Source organism: Paenarthrobacter sp. NPDC089307 (assembly GCF_040685055.1).
Lineage (GTDB): Bacteria > Actinomycetota > Actinomycetes > Actinomycetales > Micrococcaceae > Arthrobacter.
In genome coordinates, this window is the sequence record NZ_JBFBHE010000006.1 from 126922 (window position 1) to 142936 (window position 16015).

Sequence of the window (16015 nt, forward strand, 5' to 3'; positions counted from 1 at the left end):
GGGTCCTTCCCAGTAAAAGAAAACCGCAGCTTGCCCGCCGGTCACGCCGTACAACGTGAGGGGTCGCGAACAAGCTGCGGTTTGTGACTACGTGTGACCCTAGATGACGTAACGTTCGTCTTCGTGGTCGCCCGGGTGGTCCTTCACCAGGCCGGCGGCCAGGGTGTTGCCGTCGATCGGGTCGATCACCAGGAACGCGCCCGTGCGGCGGTGGTGCAGGTAGTTCTCCAGCGGCAGGGCGGCCGCGAGCCGGAGCTGCGCGTGGCCGATGTCGTTGAGCTCCAGGTTGGACGCCGGCTCCACGTTGAACGTGGCCAAATCCAGCTTGCCCGTGACGTTGCGGACCAGTGCCTGCACCGTGCGCGTGCCGTGCTTCACCAGTACCTTCTGGCCTTCGCGCAGGGGCTTCGGAGACAGCCACGCCAGCGACGCGTACAGGTCAGCGGTGCTCTCCCGGACAGTGCCGGCCGCGGCGATGGTGTCCCCACGGGCGATGTCGATCTCGTCAGCCAAACGGATGGCCACGGACTGCGGCGCGGCGGCCTCCTCCAAGGACTGTCCGGCGAAGTCGATGCCAACCACGGTGGTGGTGCGTGGCTCGTGCCCGGGGCTGATGACGGACACTTCGTCGCCCACCTTCACCGACCCCTCGGTGATCTGGCCCGCGTAGGCGCGGTAATCGCGGTACGCCTCCACATCGAGACCGGCAGCCACGGCATCAGGGGCCAACGCGCCCTGCGGCCGGATGACCAGCTGGACCGGGAAACGGAAGCTCTCCAGTCCTGCCTCAAGTTCGTCAGCTGCAGGCAGGGTTTCGAGGACCTCCAGCAGCGCAGGACCGCTGTACCAGGGGGTGCGCTCGGAGCGGTCCACCACGTTGTCGCCGTCGAGGGCCGAGACGGGAACCACCAGCAGGTCAGCCACACCATCGGATCCAAGTCCGAGCTCGCGGGCAACCTTCTGAACATCGGCCTCGATGTCGCGGAACACCTGCTCGCTGAAGTCCACCAGGTCGATCTTGTTCACGGCCACAATGACGTGGGCCACGCGCAGCAACTGCAGCACGGACAAGTGGCGGCGGGTCTGCTCCAGCACACCCTTGCGGGCGTCAATGAGCACGACGACGGCATCCGCAGTGGACGCGCCCGTCACCGTGTTCTTGGTGTACTGAACGTGGCCGGGGCAGTCCGCCAGGATGAAGCTGCGGCGGTCCGTTGCGAAGTAGCGGTAGGCAACATCGATGGTGATGCCCTGCTCGCGCTCGGCCCGCAGGCCGTCGGTCAGGAGGGCGAGGTCGATCCCGCCCTTTTCGCCACCGAAGCCGCGGTCCGCGGAGGTGCGGGCAACGGCGTCGAGCGTGTCAGCCAGAATTGCCTTGGAATCGTGAAGGAGGCGGCCCACCAAAGTGGACTTGCCGTCGTCCACCGATCCGGCGGTCGCGAAACGGAACAGGGTGGTGGGCAGGGCTGTCTCCAGCCCGGCAGCCAAAGTTTCGATGCTCATTTAGAAGTAGCCGTCCTTCTTGCGGTCTTCCATGGCGGCCTCGGAGATGCGGTCATCTGCCCGGGTGGCGCCACGTTCTGTCAGGGTGGAGGCGGCGACTTCAACAACGACGTCGGCCACGGTGCGTGCGTCGGACTCGACTGCACCTGTGCAGGACATGTCTCCCACGGTCCGGTAGCGGACCAGCTTGGTGATGACGTCCTCGTGCGGAAGCGGCTGGGACACCTCGCCCACTGCACGCCACATGCCGTCGCGGGCGAAGACTTCACGCTCGTGGGCGTAGTAGAGGCTGGGGAGCTCGATGTTTTCGCGCTCGATGTAGCGCCAAATGTCCAGCTCGGTCCAGTTGCTGATGGGGAACGCACGGACGTGCTGGCCCACGGTGTGGCGCCCGTTGTACAGGTTCCACAGCTCGGGGCGCTGGTTGCGCGGATCCCACTGGCCGAACTCGTCGCGGAGGCTCAGGATGCGTTCCTTGGCGCGGGCCTTGTCCTCGTCGCGGCGGCCGCCGCCGAACACGGCGTCGAACTTGTTGCGCTGGATCGCGTCCAGGAGCGGGACGGTCTGCAGCGGGTTGCGGGTGCCGTCTGCACGCTCAGCCAACTCACCGCGGTCAATGAATTCCTGCACGGAACCAACAACCAGCTTCAGGCCAAGGCGCTCAACCGTGCGGTCGCGGAAGTCGATGACCTCGGGGAAGTTGTGACCGGTGTCCACGTGAAGAACGGGGAAAGGAACCTTGCCAGGCCAGAATGCCTTGGTGGCCAGGTGCAGCATGACCACGGAGTCCTTGCCGCCGGAGAAGAGCAGCGCAGGCTTCTCGAACTCGGCAACAACCTCGCGGATGATATGGATGGCCTCGGACTCGAGGGTGTCCAGTGAGCTCAGGCGCTCGGCTGAGGGGGCGTCGACTGCCGCTGCAACTTCCACCGTGGACTCCTCTGTTGTGTACGTGCTCATGTGTGTAGTCCGCATTCTGTCTTGTCGGATCCTGCCCAGCGGCCGGCGCGGGGGTCTTCGCCCGGGGCCACTTTGCGGGTGCAGGGCTGGCATCCGATGGAGGGGTAGCCCTGGCTCAGGAGGGGGTTGACGGGGAGGATGTTGTCCTCGGAGTACTCCAGCAGTTGATCGAAGCTCCAGTCCACCATCGGGTTCACCTTGACCAAGCCGAAGCCCTCGTCCCAGGTGACCACCGGGGTGTTGGTGCGGGTGGGAGCTTCGTCGCGTCGGACTCCCGTGAACCACACCTCGTAACCGGACAGTGAGCGGCGAAGCGGCTGGACCTTGCGCAGGGCGCAGCACTGTGCGGCATCCCGGGCAAACAGGTCCTTGCCCAGGAGGCGGTCCTGCTGTTCCACGGTGTTCTCGGGGAGGACGTCCACCACGTTGACGCGCAGGTTGGCCGCCACTTCGTTGCGGGTTTCGTACGTTTCCTTGAAGTGGTAGCCGGTCTCCAGGAACAAAACGTCGACGCCGGGAAGCTGGTCCGCGACCAAAGCCGGCAGGACGGCGTCGGCCATGGAGCAGGCGACCGTCACCGCGGGCAGCTCAAAGTTGCGTGCTACCCAGGCGATGGCTTCCTGGGCGGTGGCATTCCAGCCGAGTTCAGCCGCGCCGGCCTCGGCCAATGCCTTCAGTTCCTCGTGTGACCTCAGCGTGCGCACGGCCGGGAGCGTTTGGGGATCCGTCATTGGAGGTCTCCTTCATCTGCGGAGTGCGCCCACTCCGCGAAGGTCTGGCCTTCGGCGCCGACGGCGACGAACTTGCGGACCACGCGCTCCACGTAATCGGGCAGGTCTTCCACGGTGACTTTGAGGCCGCGGACCGTACGTCCCAGCCCCGCTTCCTCGCGCTCGTTGTTGGCCAGCCCGCCACCGAGGTGGACCTGGAAACCCGGGGTGGGGTCGCCGTCGGGCGTTGGCAGCATCATGCCCTTCAGTCCGATATCGGCCGTCTGGATACGGGCGCAGGAGTTCGGGCAGCCGTTGATGTGGAGGGACAGTGCGTTGGGCAGCTGCTTAGTCTCCACGAGGTCTGCCAGGCGACGTTCCAGTTCAGCGATGGCGGTGGCTGCGGTGACCTTGGTTTCGACGATGGCCAGCTTGCAGAACTCGATGCCCGTGCAGGCGATGGTTCCGCGGCGGAACACGGACGGCCGGGCGGACAGGCCCAGGGTGTCGAGTTCGGCGATGAGCGGCTCTACATTTTCCTTGGCCACATCCAGGATGACGAGCTTCTGGTGGGGAGTGGTGCGGAGGCGGTAGGAGCCGTGCTTCTCCAGGGTGTCGGCGAGCTTGACCAGTGCCTCGCCGGACGTGCGGCCCACAGTGGGGGTCACGCCGATAAAGAACTTGCCGTCCTTCTGCTCGTGGACACCGATGTGGTCGCCGGGAGCCGTGGGCTTGGGAGCGGCGGGGCCGTCCGGCAGCTTGAAGCCGAGGTATTCGTCTTCCAGGATTTGGCGGAACTTGGCAGGACCCCAGTCGTTCATCAGGAACTTCAGGCGGGCCTTGGTGCGCATGCGACGGTAGCCGTAGTCGCGGAAGATGCTGGTGACGCCCAGCCACACTTCGGCGGCGACGTCGGCCGAAACGAAGACACCGAGGCGTTCGGCAAGGCGCGGGTTGGTGGACAAACCGCCGCCAACCCAGAGGTCGTAGCCAGCCCCGAGCTCGGGGTGGACAACGCCCACCAGGGCGAAGTCGTTGATCTCGTGCACCACGTCCTGGGACGGGTGGCCGGTGATGGCGGTCTTGTACTTACGGGGCAGGTTGGCCAACTCGGGGTCGCCGATGAAACGCTCGGCGAGCTCATGGATGAGCGGCGTGGGATCGATGATCTCGTCCTTGGCGATACCGGCAACCGGCGAACCCAGGATAACGCGCGGGACGTCGCCGCACGCTTCGGTGGTGGACAGGCCGATGCCTTCAAGGCGGCGCCAGATTTCCGGTACGTCCTCCACGCGGATCCAGTGGAGCTGGATGTTCTGGCGGTCCGTCAGGTCTGCCGAGCCGCGGGCAAAGTCCACGGAGATCTGCCCGATGACGCGCAGCTGTTCTGTGGTGAGCGCGCCGCCATCGATGCGCACGCGCAGCATGAAGTACTTGTCCTCGAGCTCGTGGGGTTCAAGCGTTGCGGTCTTGCCGCCGTCGATCCCGGGCTTGCGCTGCGTGTAGAGGCCCCACCAACGGAAGCGGCCGTGCAGGTCCGTGCCGTCGATCGAGTCGAAGCCTTCTTTTGAGTAGACAGACTCAATGCGTTCACGGACGTTGAGGCCGTTGTCCTCCTGCTTCCAGGTCTCATTGGCGTTGAGCGGCGTGGTGCCATCAACCTTCCACTGGCCGTGGGGTTTTGCGGCAGGGCGGGTGCGTGCCGGGCGCGAAGGAACTGCGGTGTCCGAGGACGCACCGGCTACAGCTGTATCTGTCATACATCGACTGTAGGACTGGCCAGTTTTCGCCAGCAAAGGTCCGGAAATGTTGAGTCACCTAGGGAAACATTTCGTCACGAACACGCCAGCGGCCTTGTCCCGGACGGCTCGATATGCAGTTCCATTTAGCCCGGTTTTCCTTGCAAATAAAGGTTAGGAGAGGCTTTCCAACACTGCGTCGTACCGTTCCAGCGCAATCTCGGCCAGAAGCTTGGACGGCAGCAAAGGAGCCGTAACAACATCGGCTCCTGCCTTCGCCAATTGGTCGTGGAAGTAGCCCGTGGCCAGCAGGTAGGAGGCGATGAAGACCCTGCCCGTCCCGCCGTCCGAGGCGAGCTCCGCACGCAAGGAGGCGACGCCGTCGGGCACCGTTGGCTGGGCGCTGGCACCATAGGCGACCCGGACCTTGTTGGGCAGCAGCTCCGCGAGCAGTCGCGCCTGCTCTTCCGAATCGACCGAGCCATCCGGGAGCGAGGAACCCGCGGCGGCCAGCAACACGCCGTCGTCGTCCTTCAGGCCGGCGCTGCGCAGGTGGGTGGCAAGCAGCTCAGCCAGCCGCGCATCCGGCCCCAGCGGCCTGGCGGCCACTACCTCTGGCCGGGTCTTGATCGCCTTGGGCACGTCCACCTTGATGTGGAATCCGGTAGAGAGCAAAAGCGGTACGACGACGGCGGCAGTCCCCTCGGGCAGGCCCTCCACCACGCCGCCCAGCTCGGGCTCTTGAACGTCCACGTAGGCCTCAACCACGCGCAGCCCGGGACGAAGTTCCTCGATTTCGGCCATGACCTGGCGGATTGCTGCCTGCCCCTCAGCGTTGCGTGTTCCGTGGGCGCAGGCGATCAAAACGGGGCTGTTCATGGGAGCTAGCGTAACGTTGAGCCCGCACCTGTTGTGAAGCCCGCTCGCGAAAGAACCAGTCCACTTGATTTCCATTGACATTGTTCTTCTCTGGCTTGACCTCATCGGCGTGTTCTTTTTCGCGGTTTCAGGCTCCTTGCTGGCCGCCCGGAAGCAATTCGACTTTGTCGGTTCCATACTGCTCGCCTCCATCGCTGCCCTGGGCGGTGGCGTAATCCGCGACATCGTGATCAACACCGGTCCCCCGATCGCCTTCACCAACCCCGCCTATCTGGCACCGCCCTTGCTGGCCGCCCTGCTGGTCTACTACTTGTTCTCTTCTGTCCAGCGCTTCACATCGCTTTTGACGCTGTTCGACGCCGGCGGGCTGGCCTTGTTCTGCATCACCGGCACCCTGAAGGCGATCAGTGCGGGCATGAATCCGGTGGCCGCGATCCTGCTGGGCGTCACCACGGGCGTGGGCGGCGGCCTGCTCCGGGACATCACCGCCAACGAAATCCCTACCCTGTTCAACAACCGCGACATCTACGCGTTGCCTGCCTTCGTGGGCGCCGGGTTGACCACCTTGATGTGGCACCTCGGCCTGTTCAGTGGACTTACGGCGTGCATCATCGCCGCAGTTGTCTTCGCCTTCCGGGTGACGGCCTGGCGACGCAGTTGGTATGTGCCCTTGGCTGTCCGGGGATGGCACCGTGCCGGGACCGGCGGGGGCGCAATTTCGGGTGCCCGGGATTAGCTAGGATAAGAGCATGACTGACATGTTCCTCGAGAAGTTCCGCGCGCTGGTCCCAAAGTATCTCGAGGATGAATGGCAGGAAGAAGACGGCCTTACGCCCGACGAACTGGACGACGCCCTCGCTGAACACTCCTTCACCATCCCGCTGGTCCTGCGCGAGTTCTACCTTGCCATCGGTGGTTGCGAGGACCTCATGGAGGCCTACCACTACTTCTGGGACCCCGAGGAACTGGAAGTGGACGACGAAGGCTTCCTCATGTTCCTGGAGGACGAGGAAGAACAGTTCACCTGGGGCTTCCGCACCGCCGACCTCAGCATCCCCGACCCCATCGTCTGGCGCCGCAACAACGCCCGTGGCCAGTGGAAGAGTGAAGAAGGAACGTTCTCCGAGTTCGTCTTCGACATGTTCGAGTGGGCATTCAACGACGACGAATAAGTTCTGGTTTTTGAGCAGCCCCCTTCCTGAGCTTCGGCCAGGGCGGGGGCTGTTTTGTTTCAGGGCTCGGTGGGGCTTCCTGACCTTTTTTGGCCCGCAGCGCGCGTTGTGCACCCGATATAGGTTGATTTTGTGCTGCCCCAACTCAAAAAAGGGTCAGGAAGCAACAGGCTCGACGGCGGCAGCGCACCTTTCCCAGGTCGGCGCTGGAAGCAATGGGCACTTAAAACGGAATGGCCCCGGCTCGCTGCAACGTTACGAGTCATACGCTGCACCGAACCGGGACCACAATCTCCGTTCGCATCAGACCCACCGGAGGCATTTAGTGGATCCGTGAATAGCTTATGACAATCCTGTCATATTTGCAACTGCCTGAGTCAACGCAATTTTGAGCAGCTGTGAGCTTGATTACTGCGTCCCAAGAGTTATCCACATAGCACCGAAACCGGGCTGATGCCTGAGCGCCTCCGGCGAAACCATGAGTCATGGAGCTGGAGGAATTTCTTCGTTATCGACTCGGCAGTGCCCGGACCGTAGCCTTGCGGAAGGCCGGCTTTTCCGAGCGGAGCCTCGCAGCCGCCGTAGCCTCGGGAAAGCTCCGTAGGATTCAGCGCGGGGTTTACTGCCTCCCCAAGGCCGACAGCCATGTGCTTGCCGCCTACTGCGCTAACGGCAGATTGACCTGCATCTCGGCCGCCCGCTTCTACAGGCTATGGGCACTGCACGACCCGCCCGCCACTCCCCATATCAGTTGCGGAAACGGCATCCCCAACAGTGGAGTCATTGACCACGCAGCCTGCACACACCCACCCCACCCCTTCCTGCCTGTTGCCGGAGTTGCCGATGTGCTGCTCCATGCGTTGCGATGCCTGCCGGAGCTGGAGGCCTTGGTCCTGGTTCAGAGCGCCATCAGCCAGGCACTTCTGACCAAGGACTTCCTGCGGTCAAAGTTGCCAGGCAAACGCAACGGCAAGGCACGGGCTGTTCTTGACATGGTCATTCCCCGCGCGGACTCGGTGCTTGAAGTACTTGCCCACTTGCACTTTGTCAGGGCAGGACTTCGAGTCACAATGCATGCCCAACTGCCAGGTGTCGGCGAAGTCGACTGCCTCATCAACGAATGCCTTGTGGTCGAACTCGACGGAGGCACTCATTTAGAGGCCCGGCAGGTCAAGAAGGACCAGTACCGGAACAACGCGAGCATCAGCGGCGGGCGACTTGTCCTGCGTTACTACTATGCCGACGTCGTCCATTACCCCGAGCGAATGGTTGCCGAGGTACTCACAGTGTTGAATAAGCGGGACACCGGGCATTTTGGACCACGGAGCCCGTGGCGTCCTGACCTTGTTTAGAACCAGAAAGGCCGGTATGCAACCTTCCAAGGTTGCATACCGGCCATCCAAAGTTGAAACAGGGTCAGGACGCCCCGTCCAAACAAGGAAAATCAGCTGCTGCGGTCCACCACTGCGTGGGCGAAGTTGGTCAGCGAAGCCTTGACAACACCTTCGGGCAGCGGAGCCAGGGCGGCTACGGCCTCGGCGGACCACTGGCGCGCGATCTTCCAGGACTCGGTGGTGACCGGGTGCTCGCGCAGGCCGGCCACGGCCTCAGCCAGGGCCTCGTCGGAGGAGAGGTCGCCGTCGATCAGTTCAAGGAGGGCAGCAGCAGAGGTGTCCCCTGCCGCAGCGTCCCGGCGGAGCAACAGAACCGGCAGGGTGGGAACACCTTCACGGAGATCCGTGCCCGGAGACTTGCCGGACTTGACCTTCACGCCGGTGACATCGATGACGTCGTCGGCGAGCTGGAACGCGACGCCAACCTTTTCGCCGTATTCCACCAGCAGGTCCTCGAACGACTCGTCAGCGCCGGCGAAGATCGCACCAAGCTGGCCCGAAGCAGCAACCAAGGACCCGGTCTTGTCAGCAATAACGGAGAGGTAGTGCTCCACGGGATCTTCGTCCTCGCGCGGACCAACAGTTTCGTGGAGTTGACCAAGGCACAAGCGTTCGAAGGTACGCGCCTGGATGCCGAGGGCGCGGGAGCCGAGCTCCGAAACGAGGATGGAAGCACGCGCGAAGATGAGGTCACCGGTGAGGATAGCCACTGAGTTTCCCCAGACTTCGTGGGCCGTCGGAGCGCCACGGCGGAAGGGGGCGGAGTCCATCACGTCATCGTGGTACAGGGTTGCCAGGTGCGTCAGTTCACAAACGACGGCGGCCTGTACAACTTCGGGGCGGGAGGCATCGCCCAGGTGAGCACACAGCAGGGTCAGGAGCGGACGGATCCGCTTGCCTCCGGCTTCCACCAGGTGCCGCGACGTCGCGTCAGCCAGGGGATCCGAGTTGGAGATGGCTTCGCGCAGCTTCTTCTCCACGCGGGCCAGGTTGTTGGTGATGGCCGGGCCAAGCTCGGGGTCACCTGCGATGGCAGCAAAACCTGCGGGCAGCTGGAGGCCTGTTGCAATGGCCGTGGTGTTCAGGGAAGGCTCGGTGGAGTCCGGCAGGCCGTGCCCGGCATGCGTCCAGCTGTGTTCGGCAGAGTTCGTCACGGGTTAACCCTAACTAGTTGTTGCGGAAACCGCGGTGTCGGAGCCGGCGGCCTTCAAAGCACGCGGCGAAGAAGTGTTGGACGTTGCCGGAACCAGCATCTCGAGGACCCGGATCACACGGTCTTCGAAACCCTTCGCGGAAGGATCTGTGAGGTTGGCGAGCATGCGCACCACGAAGCGCATCAGCACCGGAATCGGCATGCCTGTGCGCAGGGCCAGCTTCATCACGGCAGGCTTCCCGATCAAGGTGGCAAACATACGGCCCAGCGTGAAGTGCGATCCCCACTGGTCCCGCACATAGTCCGCGTACCGCGAAAGGTGCGCGTCGGCGTCGTCGGCGTTCCAAGCGGCGGACCGCGAACGCGCGGCGCCGTCAATCAGGAACTCGGCCGCAAAGCGGGCGGACTCCATCGCGTAGGAGATGCCTTCGCCGTTGAAAGGGGACACCATGCCGCCGGCATCGCCCAGCAGGAGCAACCCGGGCGAGTAGTGCGGCGTGCGGTTGAAGCCCATCGGCAGCGCAGCACCGCGGATCTCCCCCACCTGGTTTTCCGGCGTGAAGCCCCACTCGGACGGCATACCGGCAGTCCATTCGCGCAGGACCTGCTTGTAGTCGAGCTTGCCGAATTCCTTGGAGGAGTTCAGTATCCCGAGGCCGACGTTGGACGTGCCGTCCCCAACGCCGAACACCCAGCCATAGCCGGGAAGCGGCTTGCCGGACTTGCCGGGCAGTTCCAGCCAGCCTTCCATCCAGTCGTCCTCGTGGCGGGGCGAGGTGAAGTAGGTGCGGACGGCGACGCCCAGCGGGCGGTCGTCGCGCTTGTGCATCCCCAGCGACACGGCGGTTCGCGTGGAGTTGCCGTCTGCGGCGAGTACGACGTCGGCATGAAAGTCGCGCGTTTCGCCCGTCTTGCGTCCGGACTCGTCAAGAATGGAGGCCCTGGCGCCGATGACACGTCCGTCGTCGTCGGTGAGGGCGGAGGTGACACTGTGGCGTTCGAGCACGACGGCGCCCGCGGATTGGGCGTGGCGGGCCAACGCCTCATCAAAGCCCAATCGCGTCCGGATCAGTCCGTACGTGGGAAAGTCCGCTACCTCGGGCCAGGGCAACTCGATGGTTCGGCCACCCGCAATGAGGCGGAGGCCCTTGTTGCGCCGCCACCCCTCCTCCACAGCGTGGGGCAGGCCGAGCTTCTGGATCTCGCGGACGGCCCGCGGGGTAAGGCCGTCTCCGCAGACCTTCTCGCGGGGGAACGACGTCTTTTCCAGCACCGTGACGTCGAGGCCCGCCTGGGCGAGGTAATACGCGGCGGTGGACCCGGCCGGGCCCGCGCCAACAATCAGTACTTTCACGTCGTCCTAAGTCAGCAGGCGGTACGGAGCTAGCCGGCCTGGTGGCGCGGCTTGATTTGGCGCCGGAGCTTGGCAACCGGAACACTTTCGCGGTGCTCGGCCGGCTTCTGCGCACGGTGCACGGCGACGATGCCGCCGCTGAGGTTGCGGTAGGTGATGTCCGTCCATCCGGCATCGGCGAGCCACTGTGCCAGATGATCCTGGTCCGGCCAGGCACGGATGGACTCGGCGAGGTAGACGTAGGCGTCCGGGTTCGAGGACACCTTGGTGGCGATGGCCGGGAGCGCGCGCATCAGGTATTCGGTGTACAGGTTGCGCCACAGGGGAACTACCGGGTGCGAGAACTCGGCGATCACCAGACGGCCACCGGGCTTGGTGACGCGCAGCATTTCCTCCAGGGCCTTGCGGGGTTCCACGACGTTGCGCAGGCCGAAGGAGATGGTGGATGCGTCAAAGCTGTTGTCCGCGAACGGCAGGTTGGTGGCGTCACCGGCAATGAAGTCGATGTCCGGGCGGCGGCGCTTGCCTACTTTGAGCATGCCCAAGGAGAAGTCGCAGGCCACGACGTCCACGCCGGCGTCGGCGTACGGTTCGCTTGAGGTGCCCGTTCCGGCCGCAAGGTCAAGGACCTTCTGGCCCGCTTTCACATCCATGGCGTCCACCACGATCCGGCGCCAGCGCCGGGTCTGTCCCATGGACAGGACGTCATTGACGACGTCGTATTTTGGGGCGACATCATCAAACATCGTCGCAACTTCGTCCGGACGCTTTTCCAAGGATGCTCGGTTCACCCAGTAATTGTCTCAGACATTCCGCCGACTTTGCTGCGCTGTAGAAGTCGGCTCAGGTTCTCGTTGCGTGCGGGAGTACTGTTGTTCCATCATGACGAGCACGCTTCGCACCTTGACAGTCCCCCTCGATGTTGAATCATCCCCTGGGGGGCTGCCGTCGTTTCTGGTGCGGGACGACGTCCTTTGCTGGTCCCGACGCGAAGCCGGCCTGGTGGGCTACGGCGAACTGACCCGTTTCAGCACGACCGGCCCGGAGCGCTTCCTTGAGGCCGACATCTGGTGGCGGCACCTCATTCTTGAGGCAGAGATCACGGACCATGTGGAGCTCCCGGGTACCGGCCCGGTGGCGTTCGGCTCGTTCGCCTTCTCCAAAACTTCCCCGCACGTGTCCCGCCTGATCCTCCCTGAACTGGTGATCGGCATCCGCGACGGCCGCGCCTGGGCCACCCAGCTCACGTTCGACGACGGCGAACTCACCGAGGCGGGCGTCCTCGCCTCCGTGGAACGCTGGCTGACCAGCGCCAATGGGGACGGTGCCGCGTCAGGAGGGTCCGACGTCGGGCTGTCACCGGAGGTTGTCGCCGCGGACGGTTCGGCGGGCGTCCTTAGCCATGGTTCCCTCAGCGAGGACCGTTGGATGAAGGCGGTGGCCGATGGCGTCGAGGAGATCCGCGCCGGCAAGCTGGAGAAGCTGGTGTTGGCGCGCGACGTCGTCGCTACCCTGCCGGACGGCGTCAACGCTGCGGAGGTTCTTCGCCAACTGGCGGCCCGATACCGCGAGTGCTGGACCTACGGCGTCGATGGGCTGGTGGGCGCGACGCCCGAGATGCTGATCCAGGTGGAGGGCCGTACTGCGCAAGCGCGCGTGTTGGCCGGGACACTGGACCGCCGCGATGCCGATGGCATGGACGGCTCCCCCATGGAATATGCGGAGCGGGTTCTGGCCGGTTCCGAGAAGCAGCGGCACGAGCACGAGATCGCCATTGATTCCCTGACGCGGCAGCTTGCACCGTTCTCCGAGGCGATGAACTCGCACAGCGAGCCCTTCATCTTGGAGTTGCCGAACGTGTGGCACCTGGCCTCCGACGTGAAGGCTGAACTGGCCGATATTGAAGGTCACGTGCCTACGTGCCTTGCCCTGATCAATGCATTGCATCCCACGGCCGCCGTCTGTGGAACGCCCACCCTGGTTGCCGGCGCACTGATCCGGAAACTCGAACACCTGGATCGCGGGCCCTATGCCGGACCGGTGGGGTGGCTGGACGCCGCTGGGAATGGCGAGTGGGGCATCGCGCTGCGCGGAGCCGTCATCGAGGACTCCAACACCGTCCGCCTGTATGCCGGTTGCGGCATTGTGGAGGGCTCCCAGCCGGAGGCGGAACTGGCTGAGACGTGGGCGAAGTTCCGGCCCATGCTGGAGGCTTTGGGTATCAAGCGCTGAATCTGGGATTCCAGACAGGGCTTCGGTTTTGATGCTTGATAAGTGCGTAAACTAGTTATCTAATAGTGAAACTTCGTTTCCTGTGATGCACATCTCATGTTCGGCGCTACACTAAAACCGACTCAGTTCAGCATCCACCGCAACAAAAGGTAAACAACATGCAGATCTCCCGTTCGGTTCTGTCCGGCACCAGGATTGCCGCCGTGCTCGCTGCCGGCGCAATGGCCCTCACCGCCTGTGGTGGTTCCTCCACTCCGGCTGCCTCTGATGGCTCGGGCTTGAAACTCATCAATGCCGGCAAGCTGACCGTGTGCTCGGATGTCCCCTACGAGCCCTTCGAATTCCAGAAGGACGGCAAGATCGTCGGCTTCGACATGGACATCGCTGCGGAGGTCGCCAAGGACGTCAAGGCAGACCTCAACGTGGTGGACAGCTCCTTCGAAGCCATCGAGACCGGAACCGCGCTGACCGGTTGCGACGTCTCCATCTCCTCGATCTCCATCACCGATGTCCGCAAGAGCGTCATGGACTTCTCCAACCCTTACCTGGATGACGACCTGACCCTGGTGGCCACTTCGTCCGCCGGCATCAGCAACATCGATGGCGCCAAGGGCAAGAAGGTGGGCGTCCAGCAGGCAACCACCGGCGCCCAGTACGCCAAGGACAAGGGCATCGACGCACAGCAGTTCGAAGACTCCGGCCTCCTGGTCCAGGCACTCAAGGCCGGCACCATCGACGCCGCGATCGGCAACCAGTCCGTTCTGGGCTACGCCATCAAGGACGACTCGAACCTGAAGCGCGTGGAAGACTACGCAACGGGCGAGAAGCTGGGCATCGCCATCAAGAAGGGCAACACCGCCATGGCCGATGCCGTGAACGGCACCCTGAAGCGCCTCACGGACGACGGCTCCCTGAAGAAGTTCCAGACCACCTGGTTCGGCGAAGCCACCAAGTAGTCCGAGCCCCGGCTCTCCCGAGATCCACGCAGCCGGGCCCCGAAACGACACGTTGTTTCGGGGCCCGGCTGCGCAACATGAATGTGAGAACACCATGGCAATGACTGCACGTCAACGAGCCAAAGTCAGTTTGTACGTCCAGGCCGGCATATTTGTTGTGGTCTTGGCCGCAGTGATCCTTGCTGTGGACTGGAAGACGATTGGCACCAGCGTCTTCAACTTCGCCAAAATCGGGCCAATGTTCCCGGACATTTTCCTGGTGGGCCTCAAGAACACCCTTATCTACACGGCTCTGGCCTTCGTTGTGGGCTTGTCGGGCGGCCTTTTGCTTGCCCTCATGAAGCTCTCCTCGTTCCCGCTGTACCGCTGGATCGCCACCGGATACATCGAGTTCTTCCGCGGCGTGCCTGCCCTGCTCGTCTTCATCGCCTTCGGCTACGGTGTCCCGCTGGCCTTCGGTGTGCAATGGGACGTCAACATTGTGGTCATGGTTTCGCTGGGCATGGTGGCTTCGGCCTACATCGCCGAAACCCTTCGCGCCGGCCTCCAGGCCGTCCCCAAGGGCCAGATGGAAGCAGCCCGTTCGCTGGGCATGCCGCACTGGCGGGCGATGGTTTCCATTGTCATTCCCCAGGCGTTCAAGATTGTCCTCCCCCCGCTGACCAACGAGATCATCCTCCTCACCAAGGACTCCTCGCTGATCTACGTCCTGGGCCTCACAGCGTCCCAGTACGAGCTCACCAAGTTCGGCCGCGACGGCATCTCCAGCCTCGGTGCAGGCCTCACCCCCTTGCTGGTGGCAGGCGCTTTCTACTTGGTCATCACCATCCCCTTGAGCCTCCTTGCCAGGAAGTTCGAAAGCCGCTCCGCGCGGACCAAGCGATAGGCAGGACAGTCATGAATAACTCCACTGGGAGCACGGCCACCGTTCGCGCCGCCGGCGTCGACATCAAGGACCTGCGCAAGTCCTATGGCAGCAACGAGGTCCTCAAGGGCATTTCACTGACCGTGGAACCTGGCCAGGTTGTGTGCCTGATCGGGCCTTCCGGTTCCGGCAAGTCCACCCTCCTGCGCTGCGTCAACCTGCTGGAACACCCCAATGCCGGCACCATCAACGTAGGTTCGTTTGAAGCCACCGACCCCGACGTCGACCTCAACAAAATGCGCCAAAGCGTGGGAATGGTCTTCCAGCACTTCAACTTGTTCCCGCACCTGAGCGTGCTGGAAAACTGCACCATTTCGCAGATGAAGGTACTCAAGCGCTCCAAGTCCGAGGCCGCAGACGTTGCGCGCCACAACCTTGAGCGCGTTGGCCTGGGACACCTGGCAGACCGCTTCCCTGACCAGCTCTCCGGCGGTCAGCAGCAGCGTGTGGCCATCGCCCGCGCCTTGTCCATGGACCCCAAGCTCATGCTCTTCGATGAGCCCACTTCAGCGCTTGACCCCGAAACCGTGGGCGATGTCCTTGCCGTCATGCGCAAGCTCGCCCAGGAAGGCATGACCATGCTGGTGGTCACCCACGAAATGGGCTTTGCCCGCGAAGTGGCCGACCGCGTGGTCTTCATGGATGCCGGCGTTGTGGTGGAGGAAGGGCCGGCTGAGCACGTCATCAGCGCGCCCACCCAGCCGCGCACCAAGGAATTCCTGCGCCGCGTCCTTGACCCGACGCACATCGGCGTCGAGGAAGCGTAGCTAAAGCGTTTGGCTTGCTGGCGCCGCGGATATCCGCTGGCGCCACAGAAACGGGAGGGCGACACTCACATTTGGGTGTCGCCCTCCCGTTTCTGGCTCACGTGCGAATTTGGATGGCCTGCAGAAGCACGACGGCGGCGGGGAACCCCGGCTGCCTCAAGCGCCCGTTCCAGCGTGCTCAACCCACCGCACGCCACGCGAACTCCCCAGTGCCCGGAAAACGGACCACCGACACCCAAATTTCCGTGACCCGCGTCGGTCTGCCTGGCCT

General features: G+C 63.8%; 15 protein-coding genes. 7 read left to right on the forward strand and 8 right to left on the reverse strand.

What is annotated here, in order from left to right; translation table 11 throughout:
- Positions 1–99 precede the first annotated feature (99 nt).
- From AB0N72_RS15975 to AB0N72_RS15995, 5 genes are all read right to left on the reverse strand, one after another.
- Complete coding sequence (locus AB0N72_RS15975) at positions 100–1503, reverse strand: GTP-binding protein (RefSeq protein WP_363933107.1); 1404 nt, start codon at positions 1501–1503, stop codon at positions 100–102.
- The gene (gene cysD / locus AB0N72_RS15980; RefSeq protein WP_363933105.1) at positions 1504–2463 is read right to left on the reverse strand and encodes a sulfate adenylyltransferase subunit CysD; all 960 of its coding nucleotides are present in this window, start codon (positions 2461–2463) and stop codon (positions 1504–1506) included.
- On the reverse strand, positions 2460–3194 hold the full coding sequence (locus AB0N72_RS15985) for a phosphoadenylyl-sulfate reductase (RefSeq protein ID WP_363933103.1): 735 nt from the start codon (positions 3192–3194) through the stop codon (positions 2460–2462). The genes cysD and AB0N72_RS15985 overlap by 4 nt, the downstream gene beginning before the upstream one ends.
- The gene (locus tag AB0N72_RS15990; RefSeq protein ID WP_363933100.1) at positions 3191–4933 is read right to left on the reverse strand and encodes a nitrite/sulfite reductase; all 1743 of its coding nucleotides are present in this window, start codon (positions 4931–4933) and stop codon (positions 3191–3193) included. Before AB0N72_RS15990 ends, AB0N72_RS15985 begins: the two co-directional genes overlap by 4 nt.
- Before the next feature lie 153 nt (positions 4934–5086).
- Positions 5087–5791 carry a CbiX/SirB N-terminal domain-containing protein gene (locus AB0N72_RS15995; protein ID WP_363933098.1) on the reverse strand — a complete coding sequence of 235 codons (705 nt, stop codon included), beginning with the start codon at positions 5789–5791 and terminating at the stop codon, positions 5087–5089.
- Positions 5792–5855: 64 nt separating this feature from the next.
- Here AB0N72_RS15995 and AB0N72_RS16000 point away from each other — a divergent pair, with 64 nt between their 5' ends.
- The 3 genes from AB0N72_RS16000 to AB0N72_RS16010 all read left to right on the forward strand — a co-directional run bounded on the left by AB0N72_RS16000 (position 5856) and on the right by AB0N72_RS16010 (position 8315).
- Entirely contained in the window at positions 5856–6527 is a 672-nt protein-coding gene (locus AB0N72_RS16000) for a TRIC cation channel family protein (protein WP_363933095.1), read from the forward strand.
- 13 nt (positions 6528–6540) lie between these two features.
- Complete coding sequence (locus AB0N72_RS16005) at positions 6541–6963, forward strand: hypothetical protein (protein WP_363933093.1); 423 nt, start codon at positions 6541–6543, stop codon at positions 6961–6963.
- 485 nt (positions 6964–7448) lie between these two features.
- A complete protein-coding gene (locus tag AB0N72_RS16010) occupies positions 7449–8315 on the forward strand; it encodes a type IV toxin-antitoxin system AbiEi family antitoxin domain-containing protein (protein WP_363933091.1) in 867 nt (288 codons plus the stop codon).
- Between the two features lie 92 nt (positions 8316–8407).
- On the opposite strand, the gene AB0N72_RS16015 is transcribed toward AB0N72_RS16010, so the two are convergent.
- The 3 genes from AB0N72_RS16015 to AB0N72_RS16025 are packed head-to-tail and all read right to left on the reverse strand — an operon-like array spanning position 8408 to position 11655.
- On the reverse strand, positions 8408–9511 hold the full coding sequence (locus tag AB0N72_RS16015) for a polyprenyl synthetase family protein (protein WP_363933089.1): 1104 nt from the start codon (positions 9509–9511) through the stop codon (positions 8408–8410).
- Between the two features lie 9 nt (positions 9512–9520).
- The gene (locus tag AB0N72_RS16020; protein WP_363933087.1) at positions 9521–10864 is read right to left on the reverse strand and encodes a geranylgeranyl reductase family protein; all 1344 of its coding nucleotides are present in this window, start codon (positions 10862–10864) and stop codon (positions 9521–9523) included.
- Positions 10865–10893: 29 nt separating this feature from the next.
- Positions 10894–11655, reverse strand: coding sequence for a demethylmenaquinone methyltransferase (locus tag AB0N72_RS16025; RefSeq protein ID WP_026267031.1), 762 nt, complete (start codon positions 11653–11655; stop codon positions 10894–10896).
- Between the two features lie 91 nt (positions 11656–11746).
- Here AB0N72_RS16025 and AB0N72_RS16030 point away from each other — a divergent pair, with 91 nt between their 5' ends.
- The 4 genes from AB0N72_RS16030 (at position 11747) to AB0N72_RS16045 (ending at position 15744) form a co-directional block, all read left to right on the forward strand.
- A complete protein-coding gene (locus AB0N72_RS16030) occupies positions 11747–13096 on the forward strand; it encodes an isochorismate synthase (RefSeq protein ID WP_363933085.1) in 1350 nt (449 codons plus the stop codon).
- Positions 13097–13254: 158 nt separating this feature from the next.
- Positions 13255–14052: an ABC transporter substrate-binding protein gene (locus AB0N72_RS16035; RefSeq protein WP_363933082.1), complete on the forward strand. Its 798-nt coding sequence runs from the start codon at positions 13255–13257 to the stop codon at positions 14050–14052.
- A 94-nt stretch (positions 14053–14146) separates the two neighbouring features.
- Positions 14147–14938, forward strand: coding sequence for an amino acid ABC transporter permease (locus AB0N72_RS16040; protein WP_018776841.1), 792 nt, complete (start codon positions 14147–14149; stop codon positions 14936–14938).
- An 11-nt stretch (positions 14939–14949) separates the two neighbouring features.
- On the forward strand, positions 14950–15744 hold the full coding sequence (locus AB0N72_RS16045) for an amino acid ABC transporter ATP-binding protein (protein ID WP_363933079.1): 795 nt from the start codon (positions 14950–14952) through the stop codon (positions 15742–15744).
- Positions 15745–16015: the final 271 nt, after the last annotated feature.

What these genes read in the sequence shown, in the direction of transcription:
- AB0N72_RS15975 (WP_363933107.1), bottom strand. Translation starts at nt 1,503, where the DNA reads ATGAGCATCGAAACTTTGGCTGCCGGGCTGGAGACAGCCCTGCCCACC.
- AB0N72_RS16030 (WP_363933085.1), top strand. Translation starts at nt 11,747, where the DNA reads ATGACGAGCACGCTTCGCACCTTGACAGTCCCCCTCGATGTTGAATCA.
- AB0N72_RS16045 (WP_363933079.1), top strand. Translation starts at nt 14,950, where the DNA reads ATGAATAACTCCACTGGGAGCACGGCCACCGTTCGCGCCGCCGGCGTC.
- AB0N72_RS15990 (WP_363933100.1), bottom strand. Translation starts at nt 4,933, where the DNA reads ATGACAGATACAGCTGTAGCCGGTGCGTCCTCGGACACCGCAGTTCCT.
- AB0N72_RS16010 (WP_363933091.1), top strand. Translation starts at nt 7,449, where the DNA reads ATGGAGCTGGAGGAATTTCTTCGTTATCGACTCGGCAGTGCCCGGACC.
- AB0N72_RS15995 (WP_363933098.1), bottom strand. Translation starts at nt 5,791, where the DNA reads ATGAACAGCCCCGTTTTGATCGCCTGCGCCCACGGAACACGCAACGCT.
- AB0N72_RS16040 (WP_018776841.1), top strand. Translation starts at nt 14,147, where the DNA reads ATGGCAATGACTGCACGTCAACGAGCCAAAGTCAGTTTGTACGTCCAG.
- AB0N72_RS16035 (WP_363933082.1), top strand. Translation starts at nt 13,255, where the DNA reads ATGCAGATCTCCCGTTCGGTTCTGTCCGGCACCAGGATTGCCGCCGTG.
- cysD (WP_363933105.1), bottom strand. Translation starts at nt 2,463, where the DNA reads ATGAGCACGTACACAACAGAGGAGTCCACGGTGGAAGTTGCAGCGGCA.
- AB0N72_RS15985 (WP_363933103.1), bottom strand. Translation starts at nt 3,194, where the DNA reads ATGACGGATCCCCAAACGCTCCCGGCCGTGCGCACGCTGAGGTCACAC.
- AB0N72_RS16005 (WP_363933093.1), top strand. Translation starts at nt 6,541, where the DNA reads ATGACTGACATGTTCCTCGAGAAGTTCCGCGCGCTGGTCCCAAAGTAT.